Consider the following 18,304-nt stretch of genomic DNA (forward strand, 5'->3'; position numbering starts at 1 on the left):
CAGCAGGGTCCAGAATAAAAGTGACGGAAAGCAAAACGCCCCACTAGGGGGCGTCTTGAGTGGTTACCCACAGAGTAAATTACGCTGCGGCTTTTGCGGTAGCCGCTTCGATCTTACGTGTGATGTACCACTGTTGAGAGATCGACAACACGTTGTTGACCACCCAGTACAGTACCAGGCCCGCTGGGAACCACAGGAAGAAGAAGGTGAAGATGATTGGCATCATTTTCATTACCTTGGCCTGCATCGGGTCCGGCGGAGTCGGGTTAAGACGCTGCTGGATGAACATGGTCGCGCCCATGATGATCGGCAGGATAAAGAACGGGTCTTTGATCGACAGGTCGGTTATCCACAGCATGAACGGTGCCTGGCGCATTTCCACGCTTTCCAGGAGCACCCAGTACAACGACAGGAACACCGGCATCTGTACAAGAATCGGCAAGCAACCACCCAGCGGGTTGATCTTCTCTTTCTTGTACAGCTCCATCATGGCCTGGGACATTTTCTGCCGGTCATCGCCATGTTGCTCTTTCAACGCCGCCAGTTTCGGGGCCACGGCACGCATGCGCGCCATCGACTTGTAGCTGGCCGCCGACAGTGGGAAGAAGATCCCCTTGATCAGCATGGTCAGGAAGATGATCGAGAAGCCCCAGTTACCGACGATGCTGTGGATATGTTGCAAGAGCCAGAAGATCGGTTGGGCAATGAACCACAGGAAGCCGTAATCCACAGTCAGTTCAAGACCTGGGGACAACTCTTTCAACACGGCTTGGCTTTTCGGGCCGGCGTACAGGGTAGCGCTGGTTTCTGCCTTGGCGCCTGGTGCGACGGTCAACGCCGGGCCAGTAAAGCCAATGATGTAATTGCCTTGGCTGTCCTTGCGGGTTTGAACCAGATTGGCTTCACCCTTGTTCGGGATCCAGGCGGTCACGAAGTAGTGTTGCAACCAGGCGACCCAACCACCTTGAACGGTTTCTTTCAGCGAGCCCTTGTCGATATCTTTCATCGACACTTTTTTGTACGGCTCGTTACTTGTCCACAGGGCTGCGCCCAGGTAAGTCGCGGTGCCGGTGGCTGTGCTGGAAGAAGGATCGGAGCTGGCGTCACGCTTGAGCTGGGCAAACAGGTTGCCGCTCCACGGTTTGTCGCTTTCGTTGTCGATCAGGTAAGTGACCTTCAGGTCGTACAAACCTCGGGTGAAGCTGAAGCGCTTGATGTAGTTGACGCCGTCGAGGCTGAATTTCAGGTCGACGTTCAGCTGGTTCTGGCCATCAGCCAGTTGATAACTCTTCTGTTCGGTCGAATAAACCGGACGACCGGCAGCACGTGCATCCGGACCATTGGTGCCGGTCAGGCCGCTCTGCGCCAGATAGGTGCGTTCACCACCGTTGTCGAACAGCTGGAACGGCACATCCGGATGGTCTTGGCGACGTGGATACAGCGGCAGTTTCAACTGCGCGATATCACCACCTTGTGGGTCGATAGCCAGGTCGAGCACATCCGTTTTAACGTGGATGAGGTCTTTATTGGTGACCACTGGCGTTTCTAACGGAGCGCGTGTCTCGCCATTCGCGCTGGGAACATCGGCACTCGCGGACGCATTGTTACCCAGCGGGGCGTCCGGAATAGCCGGCGCAGCCTGATTGGTAGCAACATTCTGAGTCGGCAAGGCAGCCTGGCCGTAATCCTGGTTCCACTGAAGAACCAGAACATAAGCCACGATTGCCAGGGCGACGATCAGGATCGTGCGTTTAATATCCATGATTACTCGGCCATCGAAGAAGAACGGGAGGTAGGGATAGGTGGAACCGGGTCATAACCACCGGGATTCCACGGATGACAGCGACCTAAACGACGAAAGGTCAGCCAGCCACCGCGCAGAACGCCATGATTTTCTATGGCCTCCAACGCGTAGCAGGAACAACTGGGGTAGAAACGACAGTGGCTGGCCATCAGGGGACTGATGGCATAGCGATAAAACTGGATCGGAACGAGTGCCAGTTTACGCATCAGTGCTGTCTACCCCTACAGTTTCGGTGCTGGCCGCTGGAGCTGGTTTGTTGGTACGCGCCAGACGTTTCCAGAGCTTGCCGAAATGCTGAATCAATTCGGGGTTTTCTACATCACCCAAGCCTTTGCGCGCGACGATAACAATATCCCAACCAACCAGAGTGTCCTGGTGGAGGCGAAACGATTCGCGCATCAGACGCTTGAGGCGATTGCGCTCAACGGAGAGCTTTACGCTCTTCTTGCCGATCACCAACCCGAGACGGGGGTGATCAAGATCGTTGTTACGCGCAAGGAGCAGGAGATTTTTCCCCGGAACCTTGCCGGTGGGGGAGTCAAAGACTGCCTTGAAATGCCGGGGGGTTAGCAGACGCTTTTCCCGACTGAAGTCCTGACTCACCACCAGTACCGGATTATCAAACTGCCAGACGCGCACGACCTTTGGCGCGGCGACGCGACAGGACAGCACGGCCGTTCTTGGTAGCCATGCGAGCACGGAAGCCGTGAGTACGGGCGCGTTTGATGGTGCTTGGTTGGAAAGTACGTTTCATGGCGTTGTTACCTGGTTCGTCCACAACGGGCCGGAATGGCCCCCGTTTTAAGAGACCGGCGATTCTAGAGAAAGCAAGCCTCTAGGTCAATTTCCAACCAGCTTTTCCTTCAATTACTTCTCCACGAGCCATTTGACCTTTTTTGTGCGCCAGGCTTTCTCGGGCTCTGGCATAGATATAAAAATAGAGAAGGAAGTTATTTAAAGCTTTTCTGTAAAGCTTATAAAAGCTAGGCAGGCGATCTTCTGTGGATAACCCGTTTCAGCCCTTGTTTCACGTGCTGTACAGAGAATGACAACACGGGGGAGAAACGGTGCTCTGCCTGTGCTGCGCTGTCGGATAAGCTGTGTGTGAAAGGGCATGTTATCCACAGCCTGGTTATCAACAGACTTTCGCCCCCACTTGTACAACGACCTCAGGGGCGCTTATCCACAGAGCTTATGCACAGACCACCGGTCGACTTTATTACCGTCAAGAGGTTGATTTTGGCTGGCCTGTGATCAAGCTACATGTGGATAAGTGGACGGCGCGCCGCTACAATGGCGGCTGTTTTTGCCTCACCGGCTTTCAACTTAGGGGATATCCGTGTCAGTGGAACTTTGGCAGCAGTGCGTGGAGCTTTTGCGCGATGAGCTGCCTGCCCAGCAATTCAACACCTGGATCCGTCCACTACAGGTCGAAGCCGAAGGCGACGAGTTGCGTGTCTACGCACCCAATCGTTTTGTTCTCGACTGGGTCAACGAGAAGTACCTGAGCCGCGTTCTCGAATTGCTCGATGAGCACGGCAACGGTCTCGCCCCCGTGCTCTCCTTATTAATAGGCAGCAAACGTAGCTCCGCGCCTCGCGCTGCGCCTAACGCGCCGTTGGCCGCCGCGGCCTCGCAGGCCCAGGCGGCACCGGTCGCCACTGCGACTGCCGCCGCGCCCGCGCCTTCGAAATCCTCGGCGCAAAAAAACGCGCCGCAACATGAAGAGCCGTCTCGCGACAGCTTCGACCCCATGGCAGGCGCCGCCTCCCAGCAAGCGCCGGTTCGCGCTGAACAGCGCACCGTGCAGGTCGAAGGCGCTCTCAAGCACACCAGCTACCTGAACCGCACGTTTACGTTCGAGAACTTCGTCGAAGGTAAATCCAACCAGTTGGCTCGCGCAGCCGCCTGGCAGGTCGCCGATAACCCCAAGCACGGTTACAACCCGCTCTTCCTTTATGGTGGCGTAGGCTTGGGTAAGACCCACTTGATGCACGCGGTGGGCAACCATCTGTTAAAGAAGAACCCGAATGCCAAGGTGGTGTACCTGCACTCGGAGCGTTTCGTGGCTGACATGGTCAAGGCCCTGCAGCTCAATGCCATCAACGAGTTCAAACGGTTCTACCGCTCGGTTGACGCGTTGCTCATCGATGACATCCAGTTCTTCGCCCGCAAGGAACGTTCGCAGGAAGAGTTTTTCCACACCTTCAACGCCCTGCTCGAAGGCGGCCAACAGGTCATCTTGACCAGTGACCGCTACCCGAAGGAAATCGAAGGCCTGGAAGAACGCTTGAAGTCGCGCTTTGGCTGGGGCCTGACCGTTGCGGTAGAGCCACCGGAACTCGAGACCCGCGTTGCGATCCTGATGAAAAAAGCCGACCAGGCCAAAGTCGATCTGCCCCACGATGCTGCTTTCTTCATCGCTCAACGCATTCGCTCCAACGTGCGTGAGCTGGAGGGGGCGCTCAAGCGGGTCATTGCGCACTCGCACTTCATGGGCCGCGACATCACCATCGAGTTGATTCGCGAGTCCCTGAAAGACCTGCTGGCGCTGCAGGACAAACTGGTGAGCGTGGACAACATCCAGCGCACCGTGGCCGAGTACTACAAGATCAAGATTTCCGACCTGCTGTCCAAGCGCCGTTCGCGCTCGGTGGCACGTCCCCGTCAGGTAGCCATGGCGCTCTCCAAGGAGCTGACCAACCACAGCCTGCCGGAAATCGGCGATGTGTTCGGCGGTCGCGATCACACCACGGTTTTGCACGCCTGCCGCAAGATCAATGAACTTAAGGAATCCGACGCGGATATTCGCGAGGACTACAAGAACCTGCTGCGTACACTGACAACGTGATGACACCAGCGCAGCTTATTAAGGCAAGGGACTAGACCATGCATTTCACCATTCAACGCGAAGCCCTGTTGAAACCCCTGCAACTGGTCGCAGGCGTCGTCGAGCGCCGACAGACCTTGCCGGTGCTCTCTAACGTACTGCTGGTGGTAGAAGGCCAGCAGTTGTCCCTGACGGGTACCGACCTGGAAGTCGAGCTGGTTGGCCGTGTGCAATTGGAAGAGCCCGCCGAACCTGGCGAGATCACCGTGCCGGCACGCAAGCTGATGGACATCTGCAAAAGTCTGCCGAACGATGCGCTGATCGACATCAAGGTTGATGAGGCGAAGTTGGTGGTCAAGGCTGGTCGCAGCCGCTTTACCCTGTCTACTTTGCCGGCCAACGATTTCCCTACGGTGGAAGAAGGCCCGGGTTCGCTGACGTGCAGCCTGGAGCAGAGCAAGCTGCGTCGTTTGATCGAGCGCACCAGCTTTGCCATGGCGCAGCAGGACGTGCGTTACTACCTCAACGGCATGCTGCTGGAAGTTTCGGAAGGCATTATCCGCGCCGTGGCCACCGACGGTCACCGTCTGGCCATGTGCTCGATGCGCGCCGATATCGGCCAGCCGGACCGTCACCAGGTGATCGTGCCGCGCAAGGGTATTCTCGAACTGGCGCGCCTGCTCACTGAGCCGGAAGGCAACGTCAGCATCGTGTTGGGTCAGCATCATATTCGCGCGACTACCGGTGAGTTCACCTTCACCTCGAAGTTGGTCGACGGTAAGTTCCCGGATTACGAGCGTGTACTGCCCAAGGGTGGAGACAAGCTGGTGGTCGGTGATCGTCAGGCGCTGCGTGAAGCGTTCAGCCGTACCGCGATTCTGTCCAACGAAAAGTACCGTGGTATCCGTCTGCAACTGGCCAACGGGCAGCTGAAAATCCAGGCCAACAACCCGGAGCAGGAAGAGGCAGAAGAAGAAGTGGGCGTCGACTACAACGGCGGCTCTCTGGAAATCGGCTTCAACGTGAGCTACTTGCTGGATGTGCTGGGTGTGATGACCACCGAACAGGTTCGCCTGATTCTGTCGGACTCCAACAGCAGCGCCCTGGTGCAGGAATCCGACAACGACGACTCGGCTTACGTTGTTATGCCGATGCGCCTGTAATCATGCTCAGCAGAAGCTAGATGTCCCTTAGTCGTGTCTCGGTCACCGCGGTGCGCAATCTGCACCCGGTGACCTTCTCTCCCTCCCCTCGCATCAATATCCTCTACGGCGCCAACGGCAGTGGCAAAACCAGCGTGCTGGAAGCCATCAACCTGCTGGGGCTTGCCCGTTCCTTTCGAAGTGCTCGCTTGTTACCGGTTATCCAGTACGAGCAATTGGCGTGTACGGTGTTCGGCCAAGTCGAACTCGCGGAAGGCGGTCACAGTAGCCTGGGGATCTCACGCGATCGCGGCGGAGAGTTCCAAATTCGCATTGACGGGCAAAATGCTCGCAGTGCAGCGCAGTTGGCGGAAATCTTGCCACTGCAGTTGATCAACCCCGACAGCTTTCGTCTGCTGGAAGGCGCACCGAAAATCCGCAGGCAATTTCTCGATTGGGGCGTGTTCCACGTGGAACCACGGTTCATGGCCACTTGGCAGCGCCTGCAGAAGGCCCTGCGGCAGCGGAACTCATGGCTGCGGCATGGTACACTTGACGCCGCTTCGCAGGCGGCCTGGGACCGTGAACTGTGCCTGGCCAGCGATGAAATAGATGAGTACCGCCGTGCCTATATCAAAGCCTTGAAACCAGTCTTTGAGCAGACCTTGAGCGAGTTGTTGGAGCTTGAGGGGCTGACGCTGAGTTATTACCGTGGTTGGGACAAAGAGCGCGAGCTCAGCGCAGTGCTCGCGACGTCCTTGCAGCGGGATCAGCAAATCGGCCATACCCAGGCAGGTCCCCAACGAGCTGATTTGCGCCTTAGGTTAGGCGCTCATAATGCTGCGGACATCTTGTCCCGTGGCCAGCAGAAGTTGGTGGTGTGTGCACTGCGGATCGCCCAGGGCCACTTGGTTAGCCAGGCCCGGCGCGGACAATGTATTTATCTGGTGGATGACCTGCCGTCCGAACTCGACGAGCAACATCGCCGCGCGCTATGCCGCTTGTTGGAAGAATTACGCTGCCAGGTGTTCATCACCTGTGTAGACCACGAATTATTGAGGGAAGGCTGGCAGACGGAAACGCCAGTCGCTTTGTTCCACGTGGAACAAGGCCGTATCACCCAGACCCACGACCATCGGGAGTGAAGGCATGAGCGAAGAAAACACGTACGACTCGACCAGCATTAAAGTGCTGAAAGGTTTGGATGCCGTACGCAAACGTCCCGGTATGTACATTGGCGACACTGATGACGGTAGCGGTCTGCACCACATGGTGTTCGAGGTGGTCGACAACTCCATCGACGAAGCCCTGGCCGGTCACTGCGACGATATCAGCATCATCATCCATCCGGATGAGTCGATTACCGTACGCGACAACGGTCGCGGTATTCCGGTAGACGTACACAAAGAAGAAGGCGTGTCGGCGGCAGAGGTCATCATGACCGTGCTTCACGCTGGCGGTAAGTTCGACGATAACTCCTACAAAGTTTCCGGTGGTTTGCATGGCGTAGGTGTGTCGGTAGTGAACGCGCTCTCCGAAGAGCTGATCCTGACTGTTCGCCGTAGCGGCAAAATCTGGGAGCAGACCTACGTCCACGGCGTTCCACAGGAACCGATGAAGATCGTCGGCGACAGTGAAACCACCGGTACGCAGATCCACTTCAAGCCGTCCGATCAAACCTTCAAGAATATCCACTTCAGCTGGGACATCCTGGCCAAGCGTATTCGTGAACTCTCGTTCCTCAACTCCGGTGTCGGTATCGTCCTCAAGGATGAGCGCAGCGGCAAGGAAGAGCTGTTCAAATACGAAGGTGGCTTGCGTGCATTCGTTGAGTACCTGAACACCAACAAGACTGCGGTCAACCAGGTGTTCCACTTCAACATCCAGCGTGAAGACGGCATTGGCGTGGAAATCGCCCTGCAGTGGAACGACAGCTTCAACGAGAACCTGTTGTGCTTCACCAACAACATTCCACAGCGCGACGGCGGCACCCACTTGGTGGGTTTCCGTTCTGCACTGACGCGTAACCTGAATACCTATATCGAAGCCGAAGGCTTGGCCAAGAAGCATAAGGTCGCCACTACCGGTGACGACGCGCGCGAAGGCCTCACGGCGATCATCTCGGTAAAAGTACCGGATCCGAAGTTCAGCTCCCAGACCAAAGACAAGCTGGTATCTTCCGAAGTGAAGACCGCAGTGGAACAGGAGATGGGCAAGTACTTCTCCGACTTCCTGCTGGAAAACCCGAACGAAGCCAAGCTGGTCGTCGGCAAGATGATCGACGCCGCACGAGCCCGTGAAGCAGCGCGTAAAGCCCGTGAGATGACTCGCCGTAAAGGCGCGCTGGATATCGCCGGCCTGCCCGGCAAACTGGCTGACTGCCAGGAGAAGGACCCTGCCCTCTCCGAACTGTACTTGGTGGAAGGTGACTCTGCTGGCGGTTCCGCCAAGCAGGGTCGTAACCGTCGCACCCAGGCCATCCTGCCGTTGAAGGGCAAGATCCTCAACGTCGAGAAGGCGCGCTTCGACAAGATGATTTCCTCCCAGGAAGTCGGCACCTTGATCACGGCGCTGGGCTGCGGTATTGGCCGTGATGAGTACAACATCGACAAACTGCGCTACCACAACATCATCATCATGACCGATGCTGACGTCGACGGTTCGCACATCCGTACGCTGCTGCTGACGTTCTTCTTCCGTCAGTTGCCGGAGTTGATCGAGCGTGGCTACATCTACATCGCCCAGCCGCCGTTGTACAAAGTGAAAAAGGGCAAGCAAGAGCAATACATCAAAGACGACGACGCCATGGAAGAGTACATGACGCAGTCGGCCCTGGAAGATGCCAGCCTGCACTTGAACGACGAAGCCCCGGGTATTTCCGGTGAAGCGTTGGAGCGTTTGGTTAACGATTTCCGCATGGTCATGAAAACGCTGAAGCGCCTGTCGCGCCTGTACCCTCAGGAGCTGACCGAGCACTTCATCTACCTGCCGTCTGTCAGCCTCGAACAGCTGGGCGATCATGCCCATATGCAGAATTGGTTGGCGCAATACGAAGTTCGCCTGCGCACTTCGGAAAAATCCGGCCTGGTCTACAAAGCCAGCTTGCGCGAAGACCGTGAACGTAACGTGTGGCTGCCTGAGGTCGAACTCATCTCCCACGGCCTGTCGAACTACGTTACCTTCAACCGCGACTTCTTTGGCAGCAATGACTACAAGACTGTGGTTACCCTGGGCGCTCAGCTAAGCACCCTGCTGGACGACGGCGCTTATATCCAGCGTGGCGAGCGCAAGAAGCAGGTCAAGGAGTTCAAGGAAGCCCTTGACTGGTTGATGGCGGAAAGCACCAAGCGTCATACCATCCAGCGATACAAAGGTCTGGGTGAGATGAACCCGGATCAGTTGTGGGAAACCACCATGGACCCAGCCCAACGTCGCATGCTGCGCGTGACCATCGAAGACGCCATTGGCGCAGACCAGATCTTCAACACCCTCATGGGTGATGCGGTCGAACCTCGCCGTGACTTCATCGAGAGCAACGCCCTGGCGGTTTCTAACCTGGACTTCTGATCCAGATAGAACGCGGTAAATGAAAAAGGCCAACGCTTAGCGTTGGCCTTTTTTATTGAGAAAATCAGCGCTCTTTAAAATGCTCCACGTGGAACATCAGCTTTTTCAGCCTTGAGACGCGGTCGCCACGCTCTCCAACCGATACCCATACCCATAGATCGTCAACAACTGCCAACCTCGATCCGCAGTCAGCCCCAGCTTGTTGCGCAGCCGGTAAATATGCGTATCCAGCGGGCGTGACGAGACCATTTCTTCGTGGGTCCAGAACCGCTCGTAAAGATATTCGCGGGACAGCGGCCGAGCCAGGTTGGCAAACAAGCAGCTGGCCAGGCGGTATTCACGCTCGGTGAGATTGATCGGTTTACCTGCACGGGTGACGGTCAGTTCAGCATCGTCAAAGGTCAGGTCATTGAAGCTCTGTACTTCCTGAGTAGCTGACTTCTGCAGGCCATGTCGACGCAGGACCGCCGTGACCCGTGCTTTCAATTCGTTAGGACGAAAGGGCTTGCTAACGTAATCGTCGGCACCGCTGTTGAGTGCCGTGACAATATCGCTCTCGGCGTCACGGCTGGTGAGCATGATGACGGCGGGGGGAGACTCCATATGTTCGCGGGTCCAGCGCAGCAGGGCGATGCCAGTGATATCGGGCAGTTGCCAGTCGAGTATCAACAGGTCGAAGGTTTCCCGGCGCAGTTGGCGCAGCAGGTCTTCGCCGCGCTCGAAGCAATGCAGGGTCCAGGGCTGTTCGGCGGTGCTGGGGATTTGTCGCAGTGTCTGTTCCACCCGGCGCAGTTCCGCGGGTTCGTCATCCAGTATTGCGACACGCATGGGTGGGTCCTTCCTTTTTGAAGAGTACGGCAGCCGTCGCCGGTTTCGTTATGGGCACGCACTGCGCAGATGCCAGCTGTTGAATCTGAAGAATTGTGCTCAGATCCGTCGGCCCCTTGGATCTCTCGTTACGCTGAGAATAATGAGCGGTTAACCCACTGAAAATGCTCGATAGCGATGTGGGAAAGATACCGGCTCCCGGCCCTAAGGAAAAGGATCAAACGACGCATGCGCTGCCGTAAACTCTCGCGTGCTGATACCAGATGTCCTCTTCCCAACCTTGATGAGCACCATGACTCTTTCCCGCAACTGCTTGTGCCGCGCCCTCCCCTTGTTGTTGATCATGGTGGCCGGCGCTGCGGGTGCTGCCGCCAACGTCCGCTCACCCTATATCGATGCCGACTCCTCGTGCAGGGCGCAGCCTTTGCCTGCGGTGGTCCAGCATCTCACCGGAGAAGCGTGGAAAATCGATAGAAAGGGCACCGTAACTTCCTTGCGCGATGGCATGACCATCGATGAACACGAAGGCGTAAAGACCTCGGCGTCCGCGTTTGTCAGCCTGTTACTGGGTGATGGATCCCGGGTGGTGTTGCCTTCCAGCTCCCAGGTGCGATTGCAGATGGAGAAGACGCTGTCGATTCCCCAAGTTGTAATCGAACAGGGCCAAGTCGAGGCTTACGTGATCAAGCGCGTCAGTGACCATGACCGCTTCCAGATCGTGACGCCGGTTGGGGTGCTGGGCGTAAGGGGCACGCACTTTCGAGTGCGCAACGACGCTGAGCAATCGGTGCTTGAAGTGCTCGACGGTCAGGTAGCCGTTAATCGCGGGATGAAGGCCAAGCCAGCCGCAAGTGAGGTCAAGGTTGACGCCCGGCAAGGTCTGCTCTTCAAGAAACAGGGCGACCTGAAACCCGTGACGTTGCTTGCAGCGCCGAAACTTGTGGGGCAGGACGGCCAACAAGGCGATGCGCCCATCTGGAATTTGTACCTGCGGCCTTTGCCCGGCGCGCGGCGATACCGTGCGCAGGTCGCGGCCGATAAAGCCTTTATGGATATCAAGCAGGAAAACTTTTCCAGCGCGCCGAAAATGAGCTTCACTGGGCTCAAAGCCTCGTTCTATCACGTACGCTTGTCGGCATACGACGAGAACGGCCTTGAGGGAGAAACCGGGGTCTATGACATCTTCTATCATCCACCCGTTGCCCAGGCGCGCTGACCGATGATGCTTTGGGGCAAGGCCGAGAAACGTCAACCCACTCATGCCCAACGTCTGTTCCACGGCCTGGTGCGGGAGTGGCTGTGGATCGGTCTACTGTTACTGCCCATCACTGCGTACCTGTCGTTGAGCCCTGGCCTGGCCCTGAACAATCCGTTGTATGACAGCCTGCGCCGTCTCACCCCGTTGCCGGTGGATCCACGTATCCTGTTGGTGACCATTGACGATCCGAGCCTGAAAAAACTTGGCCAGTGGCCGTGGCCGCGTAGCCTGCACGCTGACCTGATAGACCGCCTGAGCGCTGGGCAACCGGCAAGCATTCTGTTCGATGTCATCTTCAGTGAGCCTGGCGACGCCGCCAATGACAAACGCTTGGCCGAAGCGGTCTGCAACGCGGGCAATGTGCTGATGCCATTGGTGCGAGAAGGCGCTGCGGACTACAGCCAACCCGCCGCGCAGATGATGCCGTTGCTCAAATGCGCCAAAGGCGTGGGCCATATCAACGTGGAAGCGGACAATGACGGCGTGGTTCGCAGCCTGTATCTGCGCGAAGGCCCGCCCGATGCGACGGCGGCGCAACTGGCCTGGCTGGCCTACGAGATGAGCGGCGAGTTATCCCAAATGCCAGGCGAGCCCCTGCAATCAACTGCCCAGCACTGGCATCGAGAGCACGCTATTCGTATCCCGTTTATCGCGCCGCATACCCATTTCCCGAGTGTGTCTTACGTCAGCGTACTGCGCGGCGAGGTCCCCCGCGCGCAGCTACGCGGCCGCCTGATTTTAGTCGGGTCGACGGCTTCCGGGATGGGCGATCGGTTTGTCACGCCGCTCTCCTCCAAAGCCGGCACCACTGCGGGTGTGGAGATCCAGGCCAACGTGCTCAATGGCTTGCTGCAAGGGCGCAGCATTGTTGATCTGCCGGGCTGGCTTGCGGCGCTGATGGCGACTTCACTGGTCGCATTGCTGCTGGGCCTGCTGCTCTACCGCCCTCGTTATGCGCTGTGGATGACGCTGGGCTGCATGGCTGCCGCGTTGCTCGGTTCGTTGGCGCTGTTACGCCTGGGCCACTGGTGGTCGCCTGCGGCCTGCCTGATCGGTCTGCTGCTCAGTTACCTGATCTGGAACTGGCGTCGCCTCAGTGTGATCCTCGCCTATTTCGGCTGGGAGCTGGCGCGCCTGGATAACGAGCCCAAGGTCCTGCCCGAGCGCCGCCGCGCACCTGCCAGCAAGGGCGATGTGTTGCAGGCGCGTATATTTGCCTTGGAGCAAGCGGTCAGCCGCACGCGCGATACCCGCCGCTTCATGGCCGACGGCCTGGAGTGCCTGCCGGTCGCGACGCTGATCACCGACCCCAGGGGCAATATCCTGCTGGCCAATCGTATTGCGCGGGAAGTGTTCGGCAACGTCCTGGTCAACGAAAACCTGCTGGAGCAACTGGCAGATTTGGGCTACCCGCCGCTGCACAACGGCGTGCGCCCTGCCCTCTCGGTGCTGGAGCTGGTCGAGTTCCGGGATATCCACAAGCGCAGTCTGCGCATGGAGTTGGCGCCCTTGTTGCCAGCCGAAGGCGACGTCGCGCTCGGCTGGCTGCTGAGCCTGACGGATCTAAGTAAAGAGCGCGAAGCCCAGCAACATCGCGAGACGATGTTGCGGTTTCTCTCCCATGACCTGCGGGCGCCGCACTCGGCAATCCTGGCCCTGCTGGACGTGCATGACGGCGATTCCCCGGTATTCGCTCAAATCGAGCAGCAAGTGCGGCGTGCCCTGGGCCTCACCGAATCGTTCGTCCAGTTGGCGAAGGCGGAGGCCGACGGTTATCAGTTCCAGCCGACCTTGTTCGCCATGTTGGTGATGGACGCCTTCGACCAAGTGGCAGTGCTCGCCCAGCTCAAGGGGATTCATCTGGTTCATGATTTGGATGAAGCCGACGAGGGCATGGTGTCGGCCGATCAGTCACTGCTCACCCGGGCGCTATTCAATGTGCTGGAGAACGCCATCAAGTATTCGTCTTCAGGGACGACCGTCAGGTTGAGGCACAGCACGGCGCAGGGTTGGCTGGAATGTCGTATCAGTGACCAGGGGCCGGGGATTGCCGCGGCGGACCTGCCGGAACTGTTCAGTCAATACCGTCGCTTCGATTCAGCTCAAGGCAGTGAAGGTTTGGGATTGGGGCTGAGCATGGTCAAGGCCGTGATAGAGCGTCACGGTGGCCGCATCGGTTGCGCGAGCGTGGTGGGTAAAGGCACCACCTTCAGCCTGCAGCTGCCCGTACTGGAAGAGTGAAAAACCGACGTTTGTGCTGTGCATGAAAAACCGGTCGCAAGGACCGGTTTTTGTCATCCCGTAAAAAACTTATGCACCTTTTTCGTAATTTTATGACCTCTGGAAATATGTATGTAAATCAGCTTCTTATGCAGCAAAAAAGGCGATTCGCCAACATACCGTGCACAGGTTATCCACAGATCCTCAAATCACCGGCGTGTCGACCACGACCGGCTCCGGCGGCAACGAACCCATGGCCCGCTGCTGCGCTTGATTCCATGCCTGGGCACGGTCATTCAGCGCTGCAATTGCGCGGGGTCCTTCCCCTTCGGCGTACATGGGTTCGCCAATCACCACTGTGATGGTACCCGCGCGTTTCGCCCAGCCGGTCTTTGGCCAGAACTTGCCGGCATTGTGGGCAATCGGCAGCACCGGCAAGTTGGCGTTGACTGCCAGGGCGGTACCGCCGCGTGAGAACTTGCCCACCGTGCCGTAAGGAACCCGCGTGCCCTCGGGGAAGATCAGCACCCAAACGCCGTCCTTGAGCAGCTCGTCGCCCTTCTTGGCGACGTGCTTGAGCGCTGCCTTGGGGTTATCACGGTCGATGGCGATCGGACGCAACATCGCCATGGCCCAGCCGAAGAACGGCACGTACAGCAACTCACGCTTGAGCACCTGGCTCAACGGCGAGAAGTACGCCGACAAAAAGAACGTCTCCCAGGTGCTCTGGTGGTTCGACAGAATGACGCAGGGTTGCTTCGGGACGTTTTCCGCGCCCTTGATCTCGAAGCGAATACCCAGGAATACCTTGGACAGCCACAACGCGCAGCGGCACCAATAGACGTTGATAAAGCGATAGCGCGCCTTGAACGGCAGGAACGGCGCAATAAAAAAGCTCAGGGTGCACCAGAGAAAGGAACTGGTGCCCAGCAGCAGGTAAAAGAAAAAGGTTCTGATGGCCTGCAAAATCGACATGGCGGCATTTACCGTTGCGGGACAAGGCCCGCCTGTTAAAAGCGCACTCCCGAACAATCCTTGGTCAGGAAGTCGAGGGCGGCTAGTTGTTGATAAGTTCTGCGGCAACAGCCGCCAGATCGTCAAAAATCAAGGTGCCTACCGGCAGGTTTTTCACCTGGGTCTTTTCGCCTTTCCCGGTCTTAACCAAAACTGGCTGACAGTCGACGGCTTTGGCCGCCTCCAGGTCACCGAGGCTGTCCCCGACGAACCATATCCCAGCCAAGGGCACCTTGTAATGTTCTGCAATGATTTTCAGCATGCCTGGCTTGGGTTTGCGGCAATCGCAGCCGTCATCCGGCCCGTGAGGGCAATACACCACCAGCCCGACTTCACCGCCCTGCTCGGCCACCAACGTGCGCATGCGCGCGTGCATGGCGTCCAGGGTTGCGATGTCGTAGTAGCCACGGGCGATGCCGGACTGGTTGGTGGCGATGGCCACCGTCCAGCCCGCCTTGCTCAACTGCGCGATGGCCTCGATCGAACCGGGCAACGGAATCCATTCCGCCATCGACTTGATGTAAGCGTCGGAGTCGTAATTGATCACCCCGTCCCGATCGAGAATCAGCAGTTTCAGCATGCTCAGCTCAGCGTCGATATGTCAGCGATATTGACGAACAAGCCACGCAGGCGCGCGAGCATGGCGTAGCGGTTTCTACGCACGCCGGCATCGTCGGCATTGATCATCACGGCTTCGAAGAACGCATCCACCGGCTCGCGCAGGGTGGCCAGGCGCGCCAATGCTTCGGCGTAGTTGCGTTCGGCGATCAGCGGCTTCACCGCGTTTTCAGCTTTGGCGATGGCCGAGTTCAGCGAGAACTCCTTGGCATCGGCAAACAGGCCTGGATCGACGTCTGCGTTGCCCAGGCCTTCGGCCTTGCTCAGCAGGTTCGATACGCGCTTGTTCACGGCGGCCAGTGCGTCGGCTTCCGGCAATTGGCGGAAGGCCTGCACCGCTTGTACGCGCTGGTCGAAGTCCAACGCCGAACCCGGCTGCAGGGCACGTACCGACAGGTACACCGAAACGTCCACGCCTTCGTCTTCGTAACGCGCACGCAGGCGGTCGAATACGAACTCCAGCACTTGCTCGGCCAGGCCCGCTTGCTTGACCTTGGCACCGAACTGGCCGACCGCGAACACCACGGCCTGGGTCAGGTCGAGGTCCAGCTTCTTGTCGATCAGGATACGTAGCACACCCAGGGCCGCACGGCGCAGGGCGTACGGATCTTTGCTGCCGGTTGGCAACATCCCGATGCCGAAGATCCCCACGAGGGTATCCAGCTTGTCGGCGATGGCCACGGCGGCACCGGTCAGGGTGGTCGGCAGTTCGGCACCTGCACCGCGCGGCATGTACTGCTCGTTCAGCGCCAGGGCTACGTCGTTCGGTTCGCCATCGTTGAGGGCGTAGTAGTAGCCGGCAACGCCTTGCATCTCCGGGAATTCGCCGACCATCTCGGTGGCCAGGTCGCACTTGGACAGCAAACCTGCACGCGCAGCCAGGGCGGCATCACCGCCAATGCGTGGCGCAATGTAGGCAGCCAGTTTGGAAACACGTACGGCCTTGTCGTAGACGCTGCCGAGTTTTTCCTGGAACACCACGTTCTGCAGGCGCAGGTTGAACTCTTCGAGCTTCTGCTTCTTGTCTTGCTTGAAGAAAAACTCCGCATCGGTCAGGCGCGGGCGCACGACTTTCTCGTTACCGGCGACGATCTGCTGCGGGTCTTTGCTGTCGATGTTGGCCACCGTGATGAAACGCGGCAGCAACTTGCCGTCGGCGTCCAGCAAGCAGAAGTATTTCTGGTTGTCCTGCATGGTGGTGATCAGCGCTTCTTGCGGCACGTCGAGGAATCGCTCTTCGAAGGCGCACACCAGCGGCACCGGCCATTCAACCAGCGCGGTCACTTCGTCGAGCAGGCTTGGCGGCACGATGGCGGTGCCTTCCTGGAGGCGGGCCAGCTCCTCGGTGCGCTTGCTGATCAGCTCGCGACGCTCATTGGCGTCAGCCAGCACGTAAGCGGCGCGCAGGTCGGCGGCATAGTTGGCCGGCGAAGTGATGCGCACCGCGTGCGGGTGATGGAAGCGGTGACCACGGGAGTCACGGCCAGCCTTCTGGGCCAGGATGGTGCAGTCGATAACCTGGTCACCGAGCAGCATCACCAGCCATTGGGTTGGGCGTACGAACTCTTCCTTGCGCGCGCCCCAGCGCATGCGCTTGGGAATCGGCAGGTCGTTGAGGGAATCTTCGACAATGGTTGGCAACAGGCTGGCGGTCGGCTTGCCGGTGATGACCTGGCTGAAACGCAGTTTCGGGCCGCTCTGGTCAATTTCGCTCAGCTCAACGCCGCACTTTTTGGCAAAGCCGAGGGCAGCCTGGGTCGGGTTGCCTTCGGCGTCGAATGCGGCCTGGCGCGGCGGGCCGTCGAGGTTGATGCTGCGGTCCGGCTGCTGGGTTTCCAGCGCGGTCAGCAGCACGGCCAGGCGGCGCGGCGCGGCGTAGACTTTCTTCGCTTCGAACTTCAGGCCGGCACTGTGCAGGCCCTTTTCGATGCCGGCCAGGAACGCATCGGCCAGGGTGTTGAGTGCCTTGGGTGGCAGCTCTTCGGTGCCCAGTTCAACCAAAAAATCTTGAGCACTCATTGTGCAGCCTCCAGCTTGGCCAGTACTTCATCACGCAGGTCCGGGGTTGCCATCGGGAAGCCCAGCTTGGCACGCGCCAGCAAGTAGGCTTGGGCGACGGAGCGCGCCAGGGTGCGTACACGCAGAATGTATTGCTGGCGCGCGGTGACCGAGATGGCACGGCGCGCATCCAGCAGGTTGAAGGTGTGGGACGCCTTCAACACCATTTCATAGCTTGGCAACGGCAGCGGCTGGTCAAGTTCGATCAGACGCTTGGCTTCGCTCTCATAGAAGTCGAACAGTTCGAACAGTTTGTCGACGTTGGCGTGTTCGAAGTTGTAGGTGGACTGTTCCACTTCGTTCTGGTGGAACACGTCGCCGTAGGTGACTTTGCCGAACGGGCCGTCAGCCCACACCAGGTCGTAGACCGAGTCCACGCCCTGCAGGTACATGGCCAGGCGCTCGAGGCCGTAGGTGATTTCGCCGGTCACCGGGTAGCACTCGATGCCGCCCGCTTGCTGGAAGTACGTGAATTGGGTCACTTCCATGCCATTGAGCCAGACTTCCCAGCCCAGGCCCCAGGCGCCCAGGGTTGGCGATTCCCAATTGTCTTCGACGAAACGGATGTCGTGCACCAGCGGGTCCAGGCCCACATGCTTGAGCGAGCCCAGGTACAGTTCCTGGAAGTTGTCCGGGTTCGGCTTCAGGACTACCTGGAACTGGTAGTAGTGCTGCAGACGGTTCGGGTTCTCGCCGTAGCGGCCGTCAGTCGGGCGACGACTGGGCTGCACATAAGCGGCGTTCCAGGTTTCCGGGCCGATGGCCCGCAGGAAGGTAGCGGTGTGGAAAGTGCCGGCGCCTACTTCCATATCGTAGGGCTGAAGTACCACACAACCTTGCTCGGCCCAGTATTGCTGGAGGGCGAGGATCAAGTCTTGGAAGGTACGCACGGCTGGCGTAGGCTGGCTCACGAAATTCACCTGTTACTTGGGCTGCGATTTAAAGAGCGGGAGTATACCCGATTC

15 protein-coding genes are annotated in these 18,304 nt (G+C 58.5%); 6 read left to right on the forward strand and 9 right to left on the reverse strand.

Annotated features, from left to right (window positions below):
• Positions 1–79 precede the first annotated feature (79 nt).
• The 4 genes from yidC to rpmH are packed head-to-tail and all read right to left on the reverse strand — an operon-like array spanning position 80 to position 2,558.
• Entirely contained in the window at positions 80–1,762 is a 1,683-nt protein-coding gene (gene yidC / locus KVG91_RS13270) for a membrane protein insertase YidC (RefSeq protein ID WP_169375267.1), read from the reverse strand.
• A 2-nt stretch (positions 1,763–1,764) separates the two neighbouring features.
• Entirely contained in the window at positions 1,765–2,010 is a 246-nt protein-coding gene (yidD, locus tag KVG91_RS13275; protein ID WP_048402126.1) for a membrane protein insertion efficiency factor YidD, read from the reverse strand.
• Positions 2,003–2,407, reverse strand: coding sequence for a ribonuclease P protein component (gene rnpA / locus KVG91_RS13280; protein ID WP_197678492.1), 405 nt, complete (start codon positions 2,405–2,407; stop codon positions 2,003–2,005). Before rnpA ends, yidD begins: the two co-directional genes overlap by 8 nt.
• 16 nt (positions 2,408–2,423) lie before the next feature.
• On the reverse strand, positions 2,424–2,558 hold the full coding sequence (gene rpmH, locus KVG91_RS13285; protein ID WP_003213577.1) for a 50S ribosomal protein L34: 135 nt from the start codon (positions 2,556–2,558) through the stop codon (positions 2,424–2,426).
• A 585-nt stretch (positions 2,559–3,143) separates the two neighbouring features.
• Between rpmH and dnaA the strand changes: the two genes are divergently transcribed.
• From dnaA to gyrB, 4 genes are read left to right on the forward strand one after another with little or no spacing between them, the layout of a single operon-like run.
• A complete protein-coding gene (gene dnaA / locus KVG91_RS13290; protein ID WP_169375266.1) occupies positions 3,144–4,655 on the forward strand; it encodes a chromosomal replication initiator protein DnaA in 1,512 nt (503 codons plus the stop codon).
• Between the two features lie 38 nt (positions 4,656–4,693).
• Positions 4,694–5,797, forward strand: a complete 1,104-nt coding sequence (gene dnaN / locus KVG91_RS13295; RefSeq protein WP_169375265.1) for a DNA polymerase III subunit beta — start codon at positions 4,694–4,696, stop codon at positions 5,795–5,797.
• A 20-nt stretch (positions 5,798–5,817) separates the two neighbouring features.
• On the forward strand, positions 5,818–6,921 hold the full coding sequence (gene recF, locus KVG91_RS13300) for a DNA replication/repair protein RecF (RefSeq protein WP_169375264.1): 1,104 nt from the start codon (positions 5,818–5,820) through the stop codon (positions 6,919–6,921).
• Positions 6,922–6,925: 4 nt separating this feature from the next.
• The gene (gene gyrB / locus KVG91_RS13305) at positions 6,926–9,343 is read left to right on the forward strand and encodes a DNA topoisomerase (ATP-hydrolyzing) subunit B (protein ID WP_169375263.1); all 2,418 of its coding nucleotides are present in this window, start codon (positions 6,926–6,928) and stop codon (positions 9,341–9,343) included.
• 105 nt (positions 9,344–9,448) lie between these two features.
• On the opposite strand, the gene KVG91_RS13310 is transcribed toward gyrB, so the two are convergent.
• On the reverse strand, positions 9,449–10,171 hold the full coding sequence (locus tag KVG91_RS13310; RefSeq protein ID WP_169375262.1) for a response regulator transcription factor: 723 nt from the start codon (positions 10,169–10,171) through the stop codon (positions 9,449–9,451).
• A gap of 283 nt (positions 10,172–10,454) precedes the next feature.
• Here KVG91_RS13310 and KVG91_RS13315 point away from each other — a divergent pair, with 283 nt between their 5' ends.
• Together KVG91_RS13315 and KVG91_RS13320 are read left to right on the forward strand one after the other, a co-directional pair.
• Positions 10,455–11,387: a FecR family protein gene (locus tag KVG91_RS13315; RefSeq protein ID WP_169375261.1), complete on the forward strand. Its 933-nt coding sequence runs from the start codon at positions 10,455–10,457 to the stop codon at positions 11,385–11,387.
• 3 nt (positions 11,388–11,390) lie between these two features.
• Positions 11,391–13,670, forward strand: coding sequence for a CHASE2 domain-containing protein (locus KVG91_RS13320; RefSeq protein WP_169375260.1), 2,280 nt, complete (start codon positions 11,391–11,393; stop codon positions 13,668–13,670).
• A gap of 183 nt (positions 13,671–13,853) precedes the next feature.
• Here KVG91_RS13320 and KVG91_RS13325 read toward each other — a convergent pair whose 3' ends face one another.
• From KVG91_RS13325 to glyQ, 4 genes are all read right to left on the reverse strand, one after another.
• Positions 13,854–14,624, reverse strand: a complete 771-nt coding sequence (locus KVG91_RS13325) for a lysophospholipid acyltransferase family protein (protein WP_169375259.1) — start codon at positions 14,622–14,624, stop codon at positions 13,854–13,856.
• Between the two features lie 82 nt (positions 14,625–14,706).
• Positions 14,707–15,243 carry a D-glycero-beta-D-manno-heptose 1,7-bisphosphate 7-phosphatase gene (gene gmhB / locus KVG91_RS13330; protein ID WP_169375258.1) on the reverse strand — a complete coding sequence of 179 codons (537 nt, stop codon included), beginning with the start codon at positions 15,241–15,243 and terminating at the stop codon, positions 14,707–14,709.
• A 2-nt stretch (positions 15,244–15,245) separates the two neighbouring features.
• Positions 15,246–17,300 (reverse strand): glycine--tRNA ligase subunit beta, encoded by a 2,055-nt coding sequence (glyS, locus tag KVG91_RS13335; protein WP_169375257.1) that lies wholly within the window; start codon positions 17,298–17,300, stop codon positions 15,246–15,248.
• Positions 17,297–18,250: a glycine--tRNA ligase subunit alpha gene (glyQ, locus tag KVG91_RS13340; protein ID WP_003187265.1), complete on the reverse strand. Its 954-nt coding sequence runs from the start codon at positions 18,248–18,250 to the stop codon at positions 17,297–17,299. Before glyQ ends, glyS begins: the two co-directional genes overlap by 4 nt.
• Positions 18,251–18,304 lie beyond the last annotated feature (54 nt).

Source organism: Pseudomonas azadiae (genome assembly GCF_019145355.1).
GTDB classification, from domain to species: Bacteria; Pseudomonadota; Gammaproteobacteria; order Pseudomonadales; family Pseudomonadaceae; genus Aquipseudomonas; species Aquipseudomonas azadiae.